The 15,337-nt window shown below is 66.2% G+C and carries 16 protein-coding genes and 1 pseudogene; 12 read left to right on the top strand and 5 right to left on the bottom strand.

The annotated features are described in order from the left end of the window. The 6 genes and pseudogenes from AC56LG_RS12505 to AC56LG_RS12480 form a co-directional block, all read left to right on the top strand. A pseudogene (locus AC56LG_RS12505) lies at positions 1-480 on the top strand (hypothetical protein); the annotation flags it as partial. Between the two features lie 96 nt (positions 481-576). After that, entirely contained in the window at positions 577-1,041 is a 465-nt protein-coding gene (locus tag AC56LG_RS12500; RefSeq protein WP_497166411.1) for a hypothetical protein, read from the top strand. Then, entirely contained in the window at positions 1,038-1,733 is a 696-nt protein-coding gene (locus tag AC56LG_RS12495) for a C39 family peptidase (RefSeq protein ID WP_497166410.1), read from the top strand. Before AC56LG_RS12500 ends, AC56LG_RS12495 begins: the two co-directional genes overlap by 4 nt. Before the next feature lie 9 nt (positions 1,734-1,742). Next, positions 1,743-2,255, top strand: a complete 513-nt coding sequence (locus tag AC56LG_RS12490; protein ID WP_497166409.1) for a hypothetical protein — start codon at positions 1,743-1,745, stop codon at positions 2,253-2,255. Between the two features lie 24 nt (positions 2,256-2,279). After that, entirely contained in the window at positions 2,280-3,809 is a 1,530-nt protein-coding gene (locus tag AC56LG_RS12485) for an acetate kinase (RefSeq protein WP_497166408.1), read from the top strand. Positions 3,810-4,096: 287 nt separating this feature from the next. Then, positions 4,097-4,780: a hypothetical protein gene (locus tag AC56LG_RS12480; protein WP_497166407.1), complete on the top strand. Its 684-nt coding sequence runs from the start codon at positions 4,097-4,099 to the stop codon at positions 4,778-4,780. A 9-nt stretch (positions 4,781-4,789) separates the two neighbouring features. Here the strand turns inward: AC56LG_RS12480 and AC56LG_RS12475 are convergent, their stop codons facing one another. Then, a complete protein-coding gene (locus AC56LG_RS12475) occupies positions 4,790-5,956 on the bottom strand; it encodes a 4-hydroxybenzoate 3-monooxygenase (RefSeq protein ID WP_497166406.1) in 1,167 nt (388 codons plus the stop codon). Between the two features lie 126 nt (positions 5,957-6,082). Here AC56LG_RS12475 and AC56LG_RS12470 point away from each other — a divergent pair, with 126 nt between their 5' ends. Continuing rightward, entirely contained in the window at positions 6,083-6,997 is a 915-nt protein-coding gene (locus AC56LG_RS12470) for a helix-turn-helix domain-containing protein (protein WP_497166405.1), read from the top strand. Positions 6,998-7,148: 151 nt separating this feature from the next. Here AC56LG_RS12470 and AC56LG_RS12465 read toward each other — a convergent pair whose 3' ends face one another. Then, positions 7,149-7,709, bottom strand: coding sequence for a GNAT family N-acetyltransferase (locus tag AC56LG_RS12465; RefSeq protein ID WP_497166404.1), 561 nt, complete (start codon positions 7,707-7,709; stop codon positions 7,149-7,151). Beyond that, a complete protein-coding gene (locus AC56LG_RS12460) occupies positions 7,709-8,473 on the bottom strand; it encodes an IclR family transcriptional regulator domain-containing protein (protein ID WP_497166403.1) in 765 nt (254 codons plus the stop codon). Before AC56LG_RS12460 ends, AC56LG_RS12465 begins: the two co-directional genes overlap by 1 nt. A 142-nt stretch (positions 8,474-8,615) precedes the next feature. Here AC56LG_RS12460 and pcaH point away from each other — a divergent pair, with 142 nt between their 5' ends. The 4 genes from pcaH to pcaCD are packed head-to-tail and all read left to right on the top strand — an operon-like array spanning position 8,616 to position 12,520. After that, complete coding sequence (gene pcaH / locus AC56LG_RS12455; protein ID WP_497166402.1) at positions 8,616-9,308, top strand: protocatechuate 3,4-dioxygenase subunit beta; 693 nt, start codon at positions 8,616-8,618, stop codon at positions 9,306-9,308. An 11-nt stretch (positions 9,309-9,319) separates the two neighbouring features. Then, positions 9,320-9,841 (top strand): peptidase associated/transthyretin-like domain-containing protein, encoded by a 522-nt coding sequence (locus tag AC56LG_RS12450; RefSeq protein WP_497166401.1) that lies wholly within the window; start codon positions 9,320-9,322, stop codon positions 9,839-9,841. A gap of 15 nt (positions 9,842-9,856) precedes the next feature. After that, positions 9,857-11,251: a 3-carboxy-cis,cis-muconate cycloisomerase gene (pcaB, locus tag AC56LG_RS12445; protein WP_497166400.1), complete on the top strand. Its 1,395-nt coding sequence runs from the start codon at positions 9,857-9,859 to the stop codon at positions 11,249-11,251. A 6-nt stretch (positions 11,252-11,257) separates the two neighbouring features. Further along, the gene (gene pcaCD, locus AC56LG_RS12440) at positions 11,258-12,520 is read left to right on the top strand and encodes a bifunctional 4-carboxymuconolactone decarboxylase/3-oxoadipate enol-lactonase PcaCD (RefSeq protein ID WP_497166399.1); all 1,263 of its coding nucleotides are present in this window, start codon (positions 11,258-11,260) and stop codon (positions 12,518-12,520) included. A gap of 173 nt (positions 12,521-12,693) precedes the next feature. Here the strand turns inward: pcaCD and AC56LG_RS12435 are convergent, their stop codons facing one another. Continuing rightward, positions 12,694-13,650 carry a PDR/VanB family oxidoreductase gene (locus AC56LG_RS12435; protein ID WP_497166398.1) on the bottom strand — a complete coding sequence of 319 codons (957 nt, stop codon included), beginning with the start codon at positions 13,648-13,650 and terminating at the stop codon, positions 12,694-12,696. Next, positions 13,647-14,690: an aromatic ring-hydroxylating dioxygenase subunit alpha gene (locus AC56LG_RS12430; RefSeq protein ID WP_497166397.1), complete on the bottom strand. Its 1,044-nt coding sequence runs from the start codon at positions 14,688-14,690 to the stop codon at positions 13,647-13,649. The genes AC56LG_RS12435 and AC56LG_RS12430 overlap by 4 nt, the downstream gene beginning before the upstream one ends. 126 nt (positions 14,691-14,816) lie before the next feature. Here AC56LG_RS12430 and AC56LG_RS12425 point away from each other — a divergent pair, with 126 nt between their 5' ends. Beyond that, positions 14,817-15,308 carry a MarR family winged helix-turn-helix transcriptional regulator gene (locus tag AC56LG_RS12425; RefSeq protein WP_497166396.1) on the top strand — a complete coding sequence of 164 codons (492 nt, stop codon included), beginning with the start codon at positions 14,817-14,819 and terminating at the stop codon, positions 15,306-15,308. The last annotated feature ends 29 nt before the right edge of the window (positions 15,309-15,337 follow it).

The following is a 15,337-nucleotide window of genomic DNA, read 5'->3' as shown; positions in this document are numbered from 1 at the left end:
AGCGGTGCCGGCGGCGCGGGCGGCTCGGCCACGGCCGGCACCAGCACCGGCGGCGATGGCGCGGCAGCGGGCGCGGGCGGTGCAGGCGGCTCGACCGGCCTGGCATCGAACACCGGCGGCGCCGGTTCCTCGGGCGGTGACGCTACCTCGGGCAGCGCCACCAACGGTTCGACCACCTCGGGCACGGCAACCGGCGGCGCCGGCGGCGCGGGCGGCGCAGGCGGTACGGGCACCGGCGGCGCCGGCGGCGCATCGGGTTCGAACATGGCAGGCACCGGCACCGGCGGCGCCGGCGGCGCGGCCACCAGCGGCAACGGCGGCACCAACAACGTCACTGCCGGCATGTTCGACATGTCGAACGCCATGACCAACGTCGGCCAGTCGGCTGCCGGTGTGATGGTCGTCAGCCAGAACAACGGCTTCTCGTCCCTGATCCAGCAGAGCGTCAACGTCCAGAGCAACCTGGCCGTCGGCCCATAAGCTGAACCGCAAGTAGTCAAGTAGTCAAGTAGTTACTTGGCAGGTCGGACTGCCGCGCCCCCGGGCGCGGCAGTTTTCCGGATTCAGGGAGATACGATGAACATGATTTTTGCAGTACGCCGCCACGCACCCCGTTTGACACAGGCTTGCGCGCTGGCGCTGGCAGCCGCCCTGGCGGGCCCCGTCTGCGCGGCCGAACCTGGCCTCCTTACCGCCGAGCAGCTCGGCACCCAGCCCATCGACAGCATCGAACAACTGATTCAATCCGTGGCCGCGCCACAGGTCCACGAGAGCAAGTCCTTGACCATCGGCGGCGCCACCGTCGAAGCGGTCGACCTCGGCCAGCTCGACCATGAACGCGGCCGCGCCGACACCATCATCCAGGACACCCGGCTCAATGGCGACGTCGCCAACAACAGCGCCGTCAACGTCCAGACCGGCTCGAACTCGATCGACACCGGCTCGTTCGCCAACATGTCCGGTATTCCGGTGGTCATCCAGAACAGCGGCGCCAACGTGCTGATCCAGAACGCCACGGTCATCAATTTGCAGCTGCAATGAAACCGCGTTTTTTCTCCTGCGCAGGCGCTTGCGCCCTCGCCCTGCTGCTCGGCGCACCCGCGGCCACTGCCGCCGAACTGGCGCTGCCGAGCGGCATGCGCGTCGGCGCCATGCCGGTCAAGAGCATGAAGGACTTGCGTTTCCAGGCGACGCTGCGCCAGCAATACGACTTCAGCTGCGGCTCGGCCGCGCTGGCCACGCTGCTGACCCACCACTACAACGTCCCGACCACGGAACAGGCGGCGTTCCAGGAAATGTTCCTCAGCGGCGACCAGCAAAAGATCCGCCGCGAAGGCTTTTCGCTGCTCGACATGCAGCGTTTCCTGAAGAACCGCGGCTATACCGCCAATGGCTTCCAGCTGCCGCTCGATAAGCTGATCGAGGCGAAGCTGCCGGCCATCGTCCTCATTTCCGACAACGGCTACCACCACTTCGTCGTGGTCAAGGGCGCCGAGGATGGCCGCATCCTGATCGGCGACCCGTCGCGCGGCACGCGCCTGATGGCGCGCGAACGCTTCGAATCGATCTGGGCCAACCGGATCCTGTTCGTGATCCACGAGGGCCCGAACAAGCCCGGTTTCAACCTCGCCGCCGACTGGCGCAACGCGCCGCGCGCGCCGCTCGTCGAAGGCGCCAGCCGCGCGCTCGAGAGCGTCTACGGGTTGCCGAAATTCGGCCCCGGCGATTTTTAAGGAATGACCATGCGGTTTTCAATTACCCTGCCGCTCCTGCTGCTGTCGATGGCAGGTTTGGCCACTGCCAGCGCCAGCGCCGCCGACGAGCCGGCTGCCCTGTTCGATCCTGCCATCGCGGTCGACAGCGCAACCCTGGACGGGGCGCGCGGCGGCTTCCTCACCGACAGCGGCCTGGTCGTCACGCTCGGCCTGGAGCGCCTGGTGAGCGTCAACGGCAGCGTTGTCGAACGCACCGAAATGCAACTGGGCGACATCGGCAAGCTGGCGCGCGGCGAAGCTGCGCTCTCGAGCGATGCCCTGGGCGAACTGCGCCTGATCCAGAACGGCGACGTGCGCACCCTGGCCGGCAACGCCCAGAATATACTCGGCGGCACCTTCATCCAGAATTCGCTGAACGACCAGACGATCCGCAACCAGACCTCCATCAATGCCACGGTGAATACCGCAGGAATGTTACGTGCGCTCAATTTTGGCACAAGCCTGAATAATGCTTTGTCAACAGCCGTCGCACCCCGCTGACGGCGACCTATCATGGAGAGATGTATGCAGAAAATCCCGGCGTTATGTGTTGGCGCCCTCGCCATCAGCGCGGCGTTTCATACCTTGCCCGCGCAGGCACAATCCGTCGAGGAATTGGTGGAGCAGGTCAAGGCGATGCGCCAGCAGCTCGAGTCGCAGCGCGCGCGCATCGACGAACTCGAGCGCGACGTGCGTACCGCACGCGCGCCGGCGCCGGTGCCGACGCCCATGTCAGCACCTTTGCCCACGCTGCCCGAGGCGGTCGACCTGGCCGATCCCCGCTTTGCCGGGCGCGCCGTCTCGAGCGAAGCGCTGGGCGCCGCGCGCGGCACCGGTAACGCCCCTCTCGACCCGGCCGCAAGCTCGCCGCTGGCCGCCGGTCTGGCCGTACCCGCCGCCTCGGCCTCCAGTGCCCAGCTCGATGCGTTGCGGGGCACGGGCGGCCAGGCCGTCGCGCAGCAGCCGCCTCCGCAACAGCCGCCGCAACAGCAACAGCCACAGCCGGCCGCGCCGGCAGCCCCGGTCGGCGGCCCCGCCAGTGCGCCTACCGCCGGCACCAATACCGCTTCCGTCGGCCGCGCACCGTCAAACGACAGCCGCCCGCGCGACGTCGCGCCGATCTTCGAACAGCCTGGCGTGCTGACGCCACGCGGCAAATACGTGTTCGAGCCGGCCATCCAGTACGGCTATTCGTCGAGCAACCGCGTGGCCCTGGTCGGCTATACCGTCATCCCCGCCCTGCTGATCGGCCTGGTCGACGTGCGTGAAGTCAAACGCAACACCACCACCGCCACCGCCACCCTCCGGCGAGGCATGACCAACCGCTTCGAGCTGGAAGCCAAGCTGCCCTACGTGTACCGCAGCGACGCCACCGTCAGCCGCGAAGTGTTCACCGGCACCGCCGTCGAGCGCGCTTTTGAAACCAGCGGCAAGGCCATCGGCGACGTCGAAATCGCCGGCCGCTACCAGCTCAACGACGGCGGCGTCGACAAGCCGTATTTCATCGGCGGCCTGCGCTTCAAGTCGCGCACCGGCAAGGACCCGTTCGAAGTGACGACCGATTGCCAGCGCCGCTGCATCGGCGAAAACATCACCGGCAGCGGCCTGCCGCTGGAACTGCCGACGGGTTCCGGATTCTATTCGCTGCAGCCGAGCCTGACCTGGCTGTTCCCGTCCGACCCGGCCGTGTTCTTCGGCAGCTTCAGCTACCTGCACAACTTCAAGCGCGACGTCTCGCGCACGGTGCTCGACGGCGTCAAGGAGTCGCTCGGCGAAGTCGCCCCCGGCGGCGTGATCGGCTTCAACTTCGGCATGGGCCTGGCCCTGAACGACAAGGCCTCGTTCAGCGTCGGCTACGACCACAACTCGGTGGCGCGCACCAAGCAGAACGGCGTGACCGTGCCCGGTTCGGTGCGCATGCAGCTCGGCACCCTGCTGATCGGCTACAGCTACCGCCTGAGCGACAAGAAAACGCTGAGCGTGGCCGTCGGCGCCGGCCTGACCCGGGATACGCCGGACGTCAGCCTGATGGTCCGGGTACCGATGTCGTTCTGATCCTCATCACGGTGCGGCGGGCAAGTGCCCGGCCGCACCGCTTCTGCCTTTCCTCCCCCCCGTCGCGTGCCTGTTTGCGCAAGATCATCCCCTGCGCTGGAACTGTGCAGTTGTTTGCGACTCTGACTTGACAGGTACAGCGACATCGCTTTCACCCCAGTGCAGCAAGCACTGCTCTCCGATCGCCTGCATCAGGACGCTCCATCCACCGCCGCACTTAAGCGCGATTCTTAATCGTTGCTACTTAAGGGGGATTTATGGAAACGCCCGCACGATTAGCAAAACTGATGGAACACGCCCGGCTGGCGCTGGAACTGGCGCGCCTGCCCGTGGCGCGCCTGCGTTTCGAGCAGCACCGCAACCCCGAAGGCATCCGCCATGCGCATGCCCTGTTCACCCGTCCCCACGCGCGCTACAAGGTATTCGGCAACAAGACGATGGGCATCGCCCTGATCGACCTGGCCGCCTTTGCCGGCCAACCCGGCGGCTACCTGCAGCAGGTACGACGCAGCGGCCACGCCGGCCCGCAAAGCCGCAAGGCCGCCGCGCGCGGCTACCGCCTGCGCCGCATCGACCGCAACGACCACGTCGACGAGATCCACGCCATCCACACCTCCTGCGAACAGCGCCAGGGACGGCCGATGGACGCGTCCTACCGGGTCCGGCGCGAAGTCTTCGACAATCCTTCCCACTTCGAATGCCATGGCGTCTTCGACGCCAATGACCGGCTGGTCGCCTATTGCAGCATGGGCCGCTACGGCAACTTCGTCGCCACCGACCAGCTGATGGGCTACAAGAACCAGGACGGGATCATGTACCTGTTGCTCTTGCAAATCATCTGCAGGCTGATCGAGGAATGCGAGGTGGAGTACTTCATGTACGACACGTTTCTCGGGGCGCAGCCGGGGCTGCGCGATTTCAAGCGGCGGGTGGGATTCAAACCGTATCGGGCACGGTATGAACTGGTATGAGCCTGCTAATTAAAACGCCCCGACATAATTCTCCGCCAGCGCCGTGCGCATCGCCCGCGACGCCACCACGTTCTCCAGTTCCGCGCGCTGGATGCGGCGCTCGAAGGGAGTCGCGTCGGCAAAGGTGTGCAGCATCCGCGTCATCCACCAGGAGAAATATTCGGCGCGCCAGACGCGTTTCAGGGCCGTTTCCGAATAGCCATTCAAGCCGTCTTCGGTGCCGCGCTTGTAGAAGCTTTCAAACGCCTGCGCCAGGATGCGCACGTCCGAGATCGCCAGGTTCATGCCCTTGGCCCCGGTCGGCGGCACGATGTGGGCGGCGTCGCCGGCCAGGAACAGGCGGCCGGAGCGCATCGGCGCGCAGACGAAACTGCGCATGCCGATGATCCCTTTCTGGAAGATCTTGCCCTCCTTGAGCTTCCAGCCGTCGTTGTGCTCCAGGCGCGCATGCAGTTCGGACCAGATGCGGTCGTCGGACCAGTTGTCGACCTTGTCGTGCGGGTCGCACTGGAAGTACAGGCGCTGCACGGTCGGCGAGCGGGTGCTGACCAGGGCGAAGCCGCGCTCGTGCTGGGCGTAGATCAGTTCGTCGGACGAGGGCGCGGATTCGACCAGGATGCCGAACCAGCCGAACGGATACACGCGCTGGAAATCTTCGCGTGTACCGGCCGGGTACATAGGGCGTGCGACGCCGTGGAAGCCGTCGGCGCCGATCACGAAATCGGCATCGATGCGCTGCGCCTCGCCGCCGTGAACGAAGGTGACGGATGGCTGCGCGGTATCGATGCCGTGCAGCGCCACCTCGCTCACCTCGAAGCGCAGGTCGCCGCCGGCGGCCAGGCGCGCCGCGACCAGGTCGATGATGACTTCGTGCTGCGGATACACGGTGATCGACTGGCCGGTCAGTTCGGTGAGATCGATACGGTGGCGCTCGCCGCCGAAGGCGAACTCGAAGCCGTGGTGCAAGGCGCCTTCGCGGCGCATGCGTTCGCCCACGCCGGACTCGTTCAGGATGTCCATGCTGCCCTGTTCGAGCACGCCGGCGCGGATCGTCGCCTCGATGTCGGCGCGGCTGCGCAGTTCGAGCACGACCGATTCGATGCCCTGCAGGTGCAGCAGGTGGGAAAGCAAGAGGCCGGCCGGGCCGGCGCCGATGATGGCGACCTGGGTGCGCATGATGGTGTCTCCGAATGTGTTTTGGTTGACATCATCGTAGCCCGGGCACCGCCCGGGTGAAATGGACCAAACCCGATAAAACTTGTACTATTTTTACACTTGCCCATCAACCATCGTCTCCTACCCATGTTCGTCACCGCTACCGTCCCGCCGCCACCGGTGCCCGAATTCGCCCTGTACGGCGAAGCCACGCGGGGCCAGGATGCCGAGGCCGTCCATATCGAGCTGATCGAGGCGCGCAGCCGCAAGTACGACTGGCACATCGGCACCCATACCCATGCCGGCCTGTTTCAGGTACTTTTTTTATTGAAGGGCGAGGTGCGCGCGAACATCGACGGCGACGTGTGGGAATGCGCCGGCCCGGTCGCGCTCACGATCCACCCCGCCCTGCCGCACGGTTTCGATTTTTCGACCGAAGCGCATGGCTATGTGCTGACGGTCGATCAGAACATGCTGTTTGCCGCCGCCGGCCACGAAGGCGACCTGTTTTCATCGCTGTTCGTGCAGCCGCTGGCGATCGGCCTGGCCGGCGCGCCGGAGATGGCGGCGCGCATCGAGGCGCTGCTGCAGAACCTCACGGCGGAGGCGGCCTGGCCGCGCCACGGCCACACGCTGATGCTCGAATGGCTGGCGCGCAGCACGCTGCTGCTGCTGGTGCGGGTGCAGGCCGAACGCCACATGGCCGACACCTCCGGGCGCGGCGACTTCGAACTCTTCAGCCGCTTCCGGGTCGAGGTCGAGCGACATTACAAGGAACAGTGGCAGGTCGGACAATATGCGGCCGCGCTGCGGATGGCGCCGACCCGCCTCAACCGCCTGTGCCTGAAACTGGCCGGCAAATCCGCCTTCGGGATCACGCAAGACCGGCTGATGCTGGAAGCCTGCCGCAAGCTGACTTACGTGCCGGCGGGGGTGGCCAGCATCGCCTATGAACTCGGCTTCCAGGACCCGGCTTACTTCAGCCGGTTGTTCAAGAAGCTGATGGGCGTGACGCCAAAAGAGTTCCGGCAGCGGCAGCACGAGGTTTCTCACGCCGCTTGAACGCGTGGGCAGCGCCGGTGTCATCGATCTTCTCGTACCGGGGTGGAGCCGCCTACCTTGCAGGTTTGCCGCGAGCGTGTGCAGCAGGATGTAAGGTGGGCGGCTCCACGCTAACGTATGGATCGACGCGCCCCATGCGCCGCCCACGCGTTCAACGCACGCCGATAAAGTCGCTGCGCAACAACCCATACACATACGCATCGACAAACACGCCATGCAGGCATTCGTCCTGGCGCAGCACGCCCTCGCGCGTAAAACCCAGCCGTTCGGCCACGCGCATGCTGGGCCCGTTGCCGGTGGCGCAGCGCAGTTCGATGCGGTTCAGGCCGAGCGGGCCGAAGCACCAGGCCAGCACGGCCTGCAGCGCGTCCGTGACGATGCCCCGGCCTGCGAACCGGCTGCCGAGGAAGTAGCCGATGCCGGCCTTGCGGTCGCCCGCGTCGATATCCTTCAGGCGCACCGCGCCGCACAGGATGTCGCCGCTGAAGAGATGCCATTCACAGGCCGTTCCCGCGGCGGCGCACGCGGTTGCGCGTTCCAGGTGCGCGCGTGCGGCATCAGGCGACGCCAGGGTCGCCACCATCGGCAGCCAGGCGTGCAGGTGGTCGCGCTCCTGCAGCACCAGCGATGCCAGCATGGCGGCATGGGCGGGCGTCACGGGGACGATGGCGATGCCGGCGGCGCCATGCAGCGTGACCGGTTGCAACGGCATCACAGCAGCGCTCCCAATTCCACCTGAATCTTGATCATCGCCGGCAGGCAGCGCTCCACCATCTGCTCGATCGGCAGCCGCCCCGCGTGCACGCTGACGTTCATCGCCGCCACCGTCTCGCCGCGGAAGTTGCGCAAAGGGACAGCGATCGTGCGCAGGCCCAGTTCCAGCTCCTGGTCGACCAGCGCATAGCCCTGGGCGCGGGCACGGGCGATCTCGAGCGCCAGGCGTTCGCGGTGCACGATCGTGTGCTGGGTGACCGGCTCCGGCTGCGCGCGTTCGAGAAAGGCGTCGACCTGCGCCTGCGGCAAACTGGCCAGCAGCATGCGCCCGTTCGCCGTGCACCAGGCCGGCACGCGCGTGCCCGGCTGCAGCGTGGCCGACACCAGTTGCCCGGCGCTGACCGCCGCCACGCACACCAGCTGGTCATGGTCGAGCACGCCGACCGAAGCCGCCTCTCCCAGCGAATACGCGAGCCGGTACAGCAAAGGCTGGGCAATGCGCGGCAGGCGCGCCGAGTGCAGGTAGGACTGGCCGAGGCGCAGCACGGCTGGCGTCAGCGAAAACAGTTTGTTTTCGTGACGCATATAGCCCAGGTGGGTCAGCGTGATCAGGTAGCGGCGTGCCGCCGCGCGCGTCAGACCGGTCGCTTCGGCAACCTCGGCAATCGTCAGGCGCGAGCGTTCCTGGTCGAACGCCTCGATTACCTTGAGACCTTTTTCCAGGCCGGCGACGAGGTCGCGTTCCAACGGGGAGTCAGGCATGAGAAGCAAAAAGTCATCGATTTGTGCGAGTATCGCACACAGTGTGCGCAATGTGGATGACCTGTCACCTCTGCCGCTTGTAGCGACCAGCGTACCGGCCTACTATTTCCGGCATCGACAAGATCACTGAAGGAGACAAGCCGTGAAATTCGACGTCATCGAACCGGGCATTTATCCCGAGCTCATCTATCCCGCCTACAAATCGACCGTGCCGCGCGGTCCGAAGCAGCCGAACCTGCGCATCGAGGCGACCGTGCCCGTCACGCAGAACATCGTCACCACGCCGCGCCTGCTGCTGCCGAACGATACCGACCTGACCAGGCACGGCCAGGGCGAGCCGCTGGGCGAAAAGATCGTCGTCACCGGCCGCGTGGTCGACGAGGACGGCAAGCCGGTGCGCAATTCGCTGGTCGAAGTCTGGCAAGCCAACTCGGCCGGGCGCTACTGGCACAACAAGGACCAGCACCCGGCCCCGCTCGACCCGAATTTCTATGGTGTCGGCAAGATGCTGACCGACGACGACGGCCGCTACCGTTTTGTGACGATCAAGCCCGGCCCCTACCCATGGGGCAACCACGACAAGGCCTGGCGCCCGGCGCACATCCACTTTTCGCTGTTCGGCAACGTGTACGCCCAGCGCCTGGTGACGCAGATGTATTTCCCGAGCGATCCGCTGTTCGACTTCGATCCGATCTTTCAGAGCGTGCCCGACGAAGCCGCGCGCCAGCGCCTGATCTCGCGCTTCAGCATGGATGAAACCGTCGGCGGCGAGATGCTCGGCTACGAATTCGATATCGTCCTGCGCGGACGCGACGCCACGCCGATGGGCCTGTAAGGAGAATCATTATGTCGAACATCACCACCTCGCAAACCATCGGTCCCTTCTCGCACGAAGCCTGGCAATGGGCGGTTTCCGCCTGCACGCCAACCAACGTCAAGTCGAGCGCACCGACCATCAACATCAGCGGCGTCATCTACGACGGCAACGGCGCGCCGATCAACGATGCCCAGATCGAAGCCTGGACGCCCGCCGGCGCCGCGCACGAAGCCGAACATGCGATCCCGGGTTTCCGCCGCATACCGAGCGGCGAAGCGGGCGAATTTTCGATGTGCATCTCGATGCCGGAAGCCGCCACCCGTGGCGAGCCGGTCATGTACGTCACCGTGTTCGCACGTGGCCTGGTGAAGCACCAGTTCACCGCCGTGTTCCTGGAAGACGACACGGGTCTCGCGCAATCGGCGATACTGAACCAGGTGCCGGAAGCACGCCGCGCTACCCTGCTCGCGCGCAAGCTTGGGGAGAATGCCTACCGCTGGGACATCTGGATGCAGACCGAGAAGGAAACCGTCTTCTTCGATTACGTTTGAGCGGCAACCTGACCCATGAGCGTATCGATTTTCGACAGTTTTCTTACCACCCCCGATGCGATCGCCGCATTCGATGACGCGGCGATCGTGGGGGCGATGTTCCGCTTCGAGGCGGCCCTGGCGCGCGCCCAGGCCGAAGAAGGCCTGATCCCGGCGGCTGCCGCCAGCGCCATCGCGGGCGTGTGCAAGGCCGAGCTGTACGACATCCCGGCCCTGATCAGCGCCGGGCGCCGCGCCGGCAGCCTCGCCATCCCCCTGGTCAAGGAGCTGACCAAGACCGTCGCCCTGTACGACGAAGCCGCGGCGCGCCACGTGCACTGGGGCAGCACCAGCCAGGACGTGATCGACACGGCCATGGTGCTGGTCACGCGCGACGCGCTGCAACTACTCGACGAGGGGCTGCAGGCCTTGACTGCGCACCTGCTGACGCTGGCCGAGAACCACCTCGCCACGCCGGTGCTGGCGCGCACGCTGATGCAGCCGGCGCAGGTGACCAGTTTCGGCTTCAAGACCGCTGGCTGGCTGGCGCCGCTGGTGCGCGCGCGCGCATCGCTGCGCGCGGCCGCCGACCGTGCCCTGCAGCTGCAGCTGGGTGGCGCGGTCGGCACCTTGTCGGTCATGAAGGAACACGGTAGTGCCGTGACTGAACGCGTGGCCGCGCAATTGGGTTTGAAGGTCGCCGACGCCGCCTGGCATACCCAGCGCGACGAATGGGTGCGCCTCGGCCTGGAAGTGGCGGTGCTGACGGGCAGCCTGGGCAAGCTGGCGACCGACCTGGCGCTGATGGCGCAGGGCGAGATCGCCGAGCTGGCCGAGCCTTCGGGCAATGGCCGCGGCGGCTCGTCGGCGATGCCGCACAAGCGCAATCCCGTGTCCTCGATGATCGCGCTGGCGGCGGCGCGGCGCACGCCCCAGCACGCGGCGGCGCTGCTGGCCTGCATGGACCAGCAGCACGAGCGCGGCCTCGGCAACTGGCAGGCGGAACTGGCCGAATGGCCGCCCTTGTTCCTCTCCGCCCACGGCGCCTTGAATGCGCTGAACGATGCCTTCGCCGGCCTGACGGTCGACCGCGAACGCATGCTGGCCAATATCGCCGCTTTAAAGGGGCTAGTGTTTGCCGAGAGCGCGTCGAGCTACCTGGCCGGCGCCATCGGCCGTCCCGCCGCGCACACGCTGCTGGAAGGCCTCACGATGCGCGTGACTGCGGAGAACCGGCCGCTGGACGCGCTGCTGCGGGACGCCGTCAAGGCCGACGCCCAGCTGGCGGCGCACGTCGACCTCGACCACCTTGCCACCCTGTTCGACCCGGTCGCCGCCCTCGCTCCCGCACGGCGCCTGGCCGAGGGCCAGTTGCAGGCCCTGCGTGCGCGCATGGCTGCGCTGGACGCCATTACTCCTTTTCGAAAGTGAAGACGCATGAGTTTCGATCCGATTGACCACGACTTCGAACGCGGCCTGCACAACCGCCGCAGCGTGCTGGGCGACGAATGGGTAGACCGTTCGCTGAACAAGGCGACCACCTTCAATGCCGACTTCCAGAACCTGATCACGCGCTTTGCCTGGAACGAGATCTGGGGCCGGCCCGGCCTGGACCACAAGACGCGCCGTGCGATCGTCCTGTCGATCACGGTCGCACTGGGTCGCTGGGAAGAGTTCGAGCTGCACGTGCGCGCCGCCCTGCTCGGCCCGGACGACAGCCGCCTCACGCCCGACGAGCTCAAGGAAATCCTGATGCAGTCGGCCATCTACGCCGGCGTGCCGGCCGCGAACACGGCCTTTACGCACACGCTGGCGATCCTGCGCGAGGTCGGCGAGCAGATCGGCTACGTGCTGGAACCGGCCGCGCCTGCCGGGGCCGCGCATTCGGGCATCGGCCGCGAGGGGCGTACTACCAGCAGCCCCGCCCTGCACTACAGCGTGCGCGAACCGCGTAGCGGCAAGGCGCCGCGCCACACGGTCGTGCTGAGCCACGCGCTCGGCTGCGACCTGACGATGTGGGATGCGCTCGCCATCCAGCTGGCGGCGGATTGCCGCGTCATCGCCTACGACCACCGCGGCCATGGCAGCTCGGACGCGCCGGATGCGCTCTATACCATGGCCGATCTCGCCGACGACGCCGCGCGCCTGCTGCGCGAACTCGATACCGGACCGGTGGTGTGGGTCGGCCTGTCGATGGGCGGCATGGTCGGCCAGGAGCTGGCGCTGCGCCATCCATCCCTGGTACGTGGTTTGGTGCTGGCGAATACCACCAGCGGCTACCCGGAAGCCGCGCAGGCGGTGTGGGAACAGCGCATCGCCACCGTGCGCGCGGACGGCATCGAAGCGATTGCGGATGCGGTCATGGGACGCTATTTCCACGACGATTTCCGCGCGCACAAGGCGGCCGCCGTGGCGCGCTACCGGCGCCGGCTGGTGACGACCGATGCGGTCGGCTATGTCGGCTGCTGCAATGCGGTCAGCAAGGTGGATACCGCCGATCGGCTGGGGCAGATCGGCGTGCCGACGCTGGTGATTGCCGGCGAATTGGACCAGGGAACGCCGGTGGCGATGGCCGAGGCGCTGGTTCAGGGGATTCCGGGGGCGCGGCTGGAGGTCATCGAAGGGGCGTCGCATTTGAGTGCGGCCGAGCAGCCGGCTGAATTTTCCCGCCTGGTGACGGACTTCGTGACCGAACTATAAGTCGGCAAACGCGCCTTTGTAGGGTGGGCTGTGCCCACGCGGAGATACGCACCGGCGAGATCGTCGAGCACGACATCGGAGCCAGTACGTATCACCGCGTGGGCGGAGCCCACCCTACGTACCGCAGCGCTCGCCCTTCATCGCCCAGGCTCCATTGGGAGCCAGAGCATCTCCTACAAATCCAGCACCAGCACCTTGCTCTTCGACCGCGAACAGCAGGGCGTGAACTGGTCGTTCGCCGCCTGCTCCTCTTCGGTCAGGTACATGTCGCGGTGGTCCGGCACGCCTTCGACCACGCGCGTCAGGCAGGTGCCGCAGACGCCCTCTTCGCACGAGTACGGGATCTCGACGCCGGCTTCGGCCAGCACCTTGATTACCGTGGTGCCGGTCGAGACCGTGAATACCTTGCCGCTGGAAGCGAGCTTGACGTCGAAGGGCTGGTCGCCGGTGGTGTCGACCGCCGCCGCGCTGAAGTACTCGACGTGCAGTTGTGATTGCGGCCAGCCCTGCGCCTTGGCCGTGTCCAGCACGTAGCTGATGAAGCCCTGCGGGCCGCACACGTAGAGGTGGGTGTCGGGCTCGGGCTTGGCCAGCAGCGCGGCCATGTCGAGCCTTTGCGGCGCGTCGCCGCTGTCGTAGTGGAAGTGGACCAGGTCGCGCAGATGCGATTCGCCCAGGCGCTCCTTGAAAGCCGCCTTTTCCGGCGAACGTGCACAGTAATGCATCTCGAAGGCGGCGCCTTTCGCCGCCAGCGTTTCCGCCATCGCCAGGATCGGCGTCACGCCAATGCCGCCGGCCAGCAGCAGCGTGCGTTTGGCGTCGACCAGCGGGAAGTGGTTCTTCGGCGCCGAGATGGTCAAGACCGAGCCGACGTCGATATGGTCGTGCATCGCTTCCGAGCCACCGCGCGAACCGGTGTCGCGCAGTACGCCGATCTGGTAGCGGTGGGTCTCGGTCGGCGCGTTGCAGAGCGAATACTGGCGTATCAGGTTGCCCGGCAGGTGGACGTCGACGTGGGCGCCGGCCTCGAAGCCCGGCAGGGCCCGGCCGCTGGTGGGCACCAGCTCGTAGCTGCAGATGCCGTCGGCTTCGTTGTGCTTGCTCGCTACGCGAACTTCAATGGTGCTCATGGCGCGAACTCCTTCATCTGCTCTTTCGACAGCCACCCGTCGATGATGCGGCGCGACTGCACGCCGCCGGCGTCGATGTTCAGCATCAGCAGCTTGCGCTCGGGATGGCGCAGGATGTTTTGCTGCTGCAGTTCCAGCATCTCGCGGTCTTCGCCGAAGATCTTGCCCTGGCCTTCGCGGATGGTCCTGGTGAGCTCTTCGTCTTGCGGCTTGAAGTTGCGCGCCATGCCCCAGAAGTACCAGTGCGAGGTCTCGGTTTCGGGCGTGATGAAGTCGACCACGATCGACGAGGCCTTGTGCTCGGCCGGCGCATGGTAGCCGCCCTTGCCCGCATGCGCGACGCCGACTTCGATCATCACGTGGCTCGGTGCGTTGAAACGGCAGATCTGCCAGCGGTCGACCGGGACATCGTCGGCCAGGCCGTTGCCGCGCAGGGCCGCCTGCCAGAACGGCGGCGGCATGATGTTTTCCATGAAGCGGCTGGTGACCACCTCCTCGCCCTCGACCTTGGTCGTCACCGGCGCCTCGTCGATTTCCTTCTGGCCGATCGAGGATGCATGGACATAGGTCTCGTGGGTCAGGTCCATCAGGTTGTCGACCATCAGGCGGTAGTCGCAGTTGATGTGGTACAGGCCGCCGCCGTAGGCCCACTCCGGGTTCTCGGCCCAGGCCAGATGATGGATGGTGGCCGGGTCGGCCGCTTCCTTGTCGCCGGTCCAGACCCAGATGAAGCCGTAGCGCTCTTCGACCGGATAGCTGCGGATGGCGGGAAAGCCGCGCACGCGCTGGCCGGGCATGCTGATCGCCTTGCCTTCGCAGCCCATTTCCAGGCCATGGTAGCCGCACACCAGGTTGCCGTCGCGGACGAAACCGAGCGACAGGGGCGCGCCGCGGTGCGGGCAGAAATCCTCGACGGCGGCGACCTTGCCGCCCTGGCCGCGGTAGAACACGATCTTTTCGCCGCAGATCTGGCGGCCGAGCGGCTTGCCGTCGATCTCGTCAGGGGTGCAGGCCACGTACCAAGCGTTTTTAGGGAACATCCTCGTCTCCTTTGATTAATATTCAGTACACTGAATGTGAGAAAAGTATCACGCGTTTGCGCGACGAAGTAAACTAGGTTTTCAAACTTTTTTCATGGTGCGCTGCACCACCTGACTTAGAGAAATATGCCTGCAGAAAAAACACCTGATGCACGGGGCGAGATGCTCGATTTGTACGATCACCCGGGCCATTTGCTGCGGCGTGCCCAGCAGATTTCGGTGTCGATTTTTTACGACGAAATGGGCAGCGAACTCACGCCCGTGCAGTACGCGATCCTCAGCCGGCTGGCCGAGCATCCCGGCATCGACCAGGTGTCATTAGCGGGGCTGGCGGCGATCGATACCTCGACCGGCGCCACCGTCTGCGCCCGGCTCGAGGAAAAGGGCTTGCTCGAGCGGCGCGTGATTCCGCACAACCGGCGCCAGCGCGCCCTGACCATCACCGCCGCCGGGCAGGCCGTGCTCGCTGCGCTGGTGCCGGGGGCGCAACGTTTGCGCCAGCGCCTGCTCGATCCCTTGAGCGCCGAGGAGCAGCGGGTGTTCATGACGCTGCTGGCGAAGCTGGTGAACGAGAATAACGAACAGAGCCGGGCGCCGCTGGCGGTGCCGGAGAAGTAGATTGGGTTCCTGGACCGGACGCTCTTTCA

It is taken from the genome of Telluria sp. ZB2R32, assembly GCF_059685715.1.
Note: the sequence above shows the minus strand (reverse complement) of the source record. Positions and strands in the feature narration are given on the sequence as shown.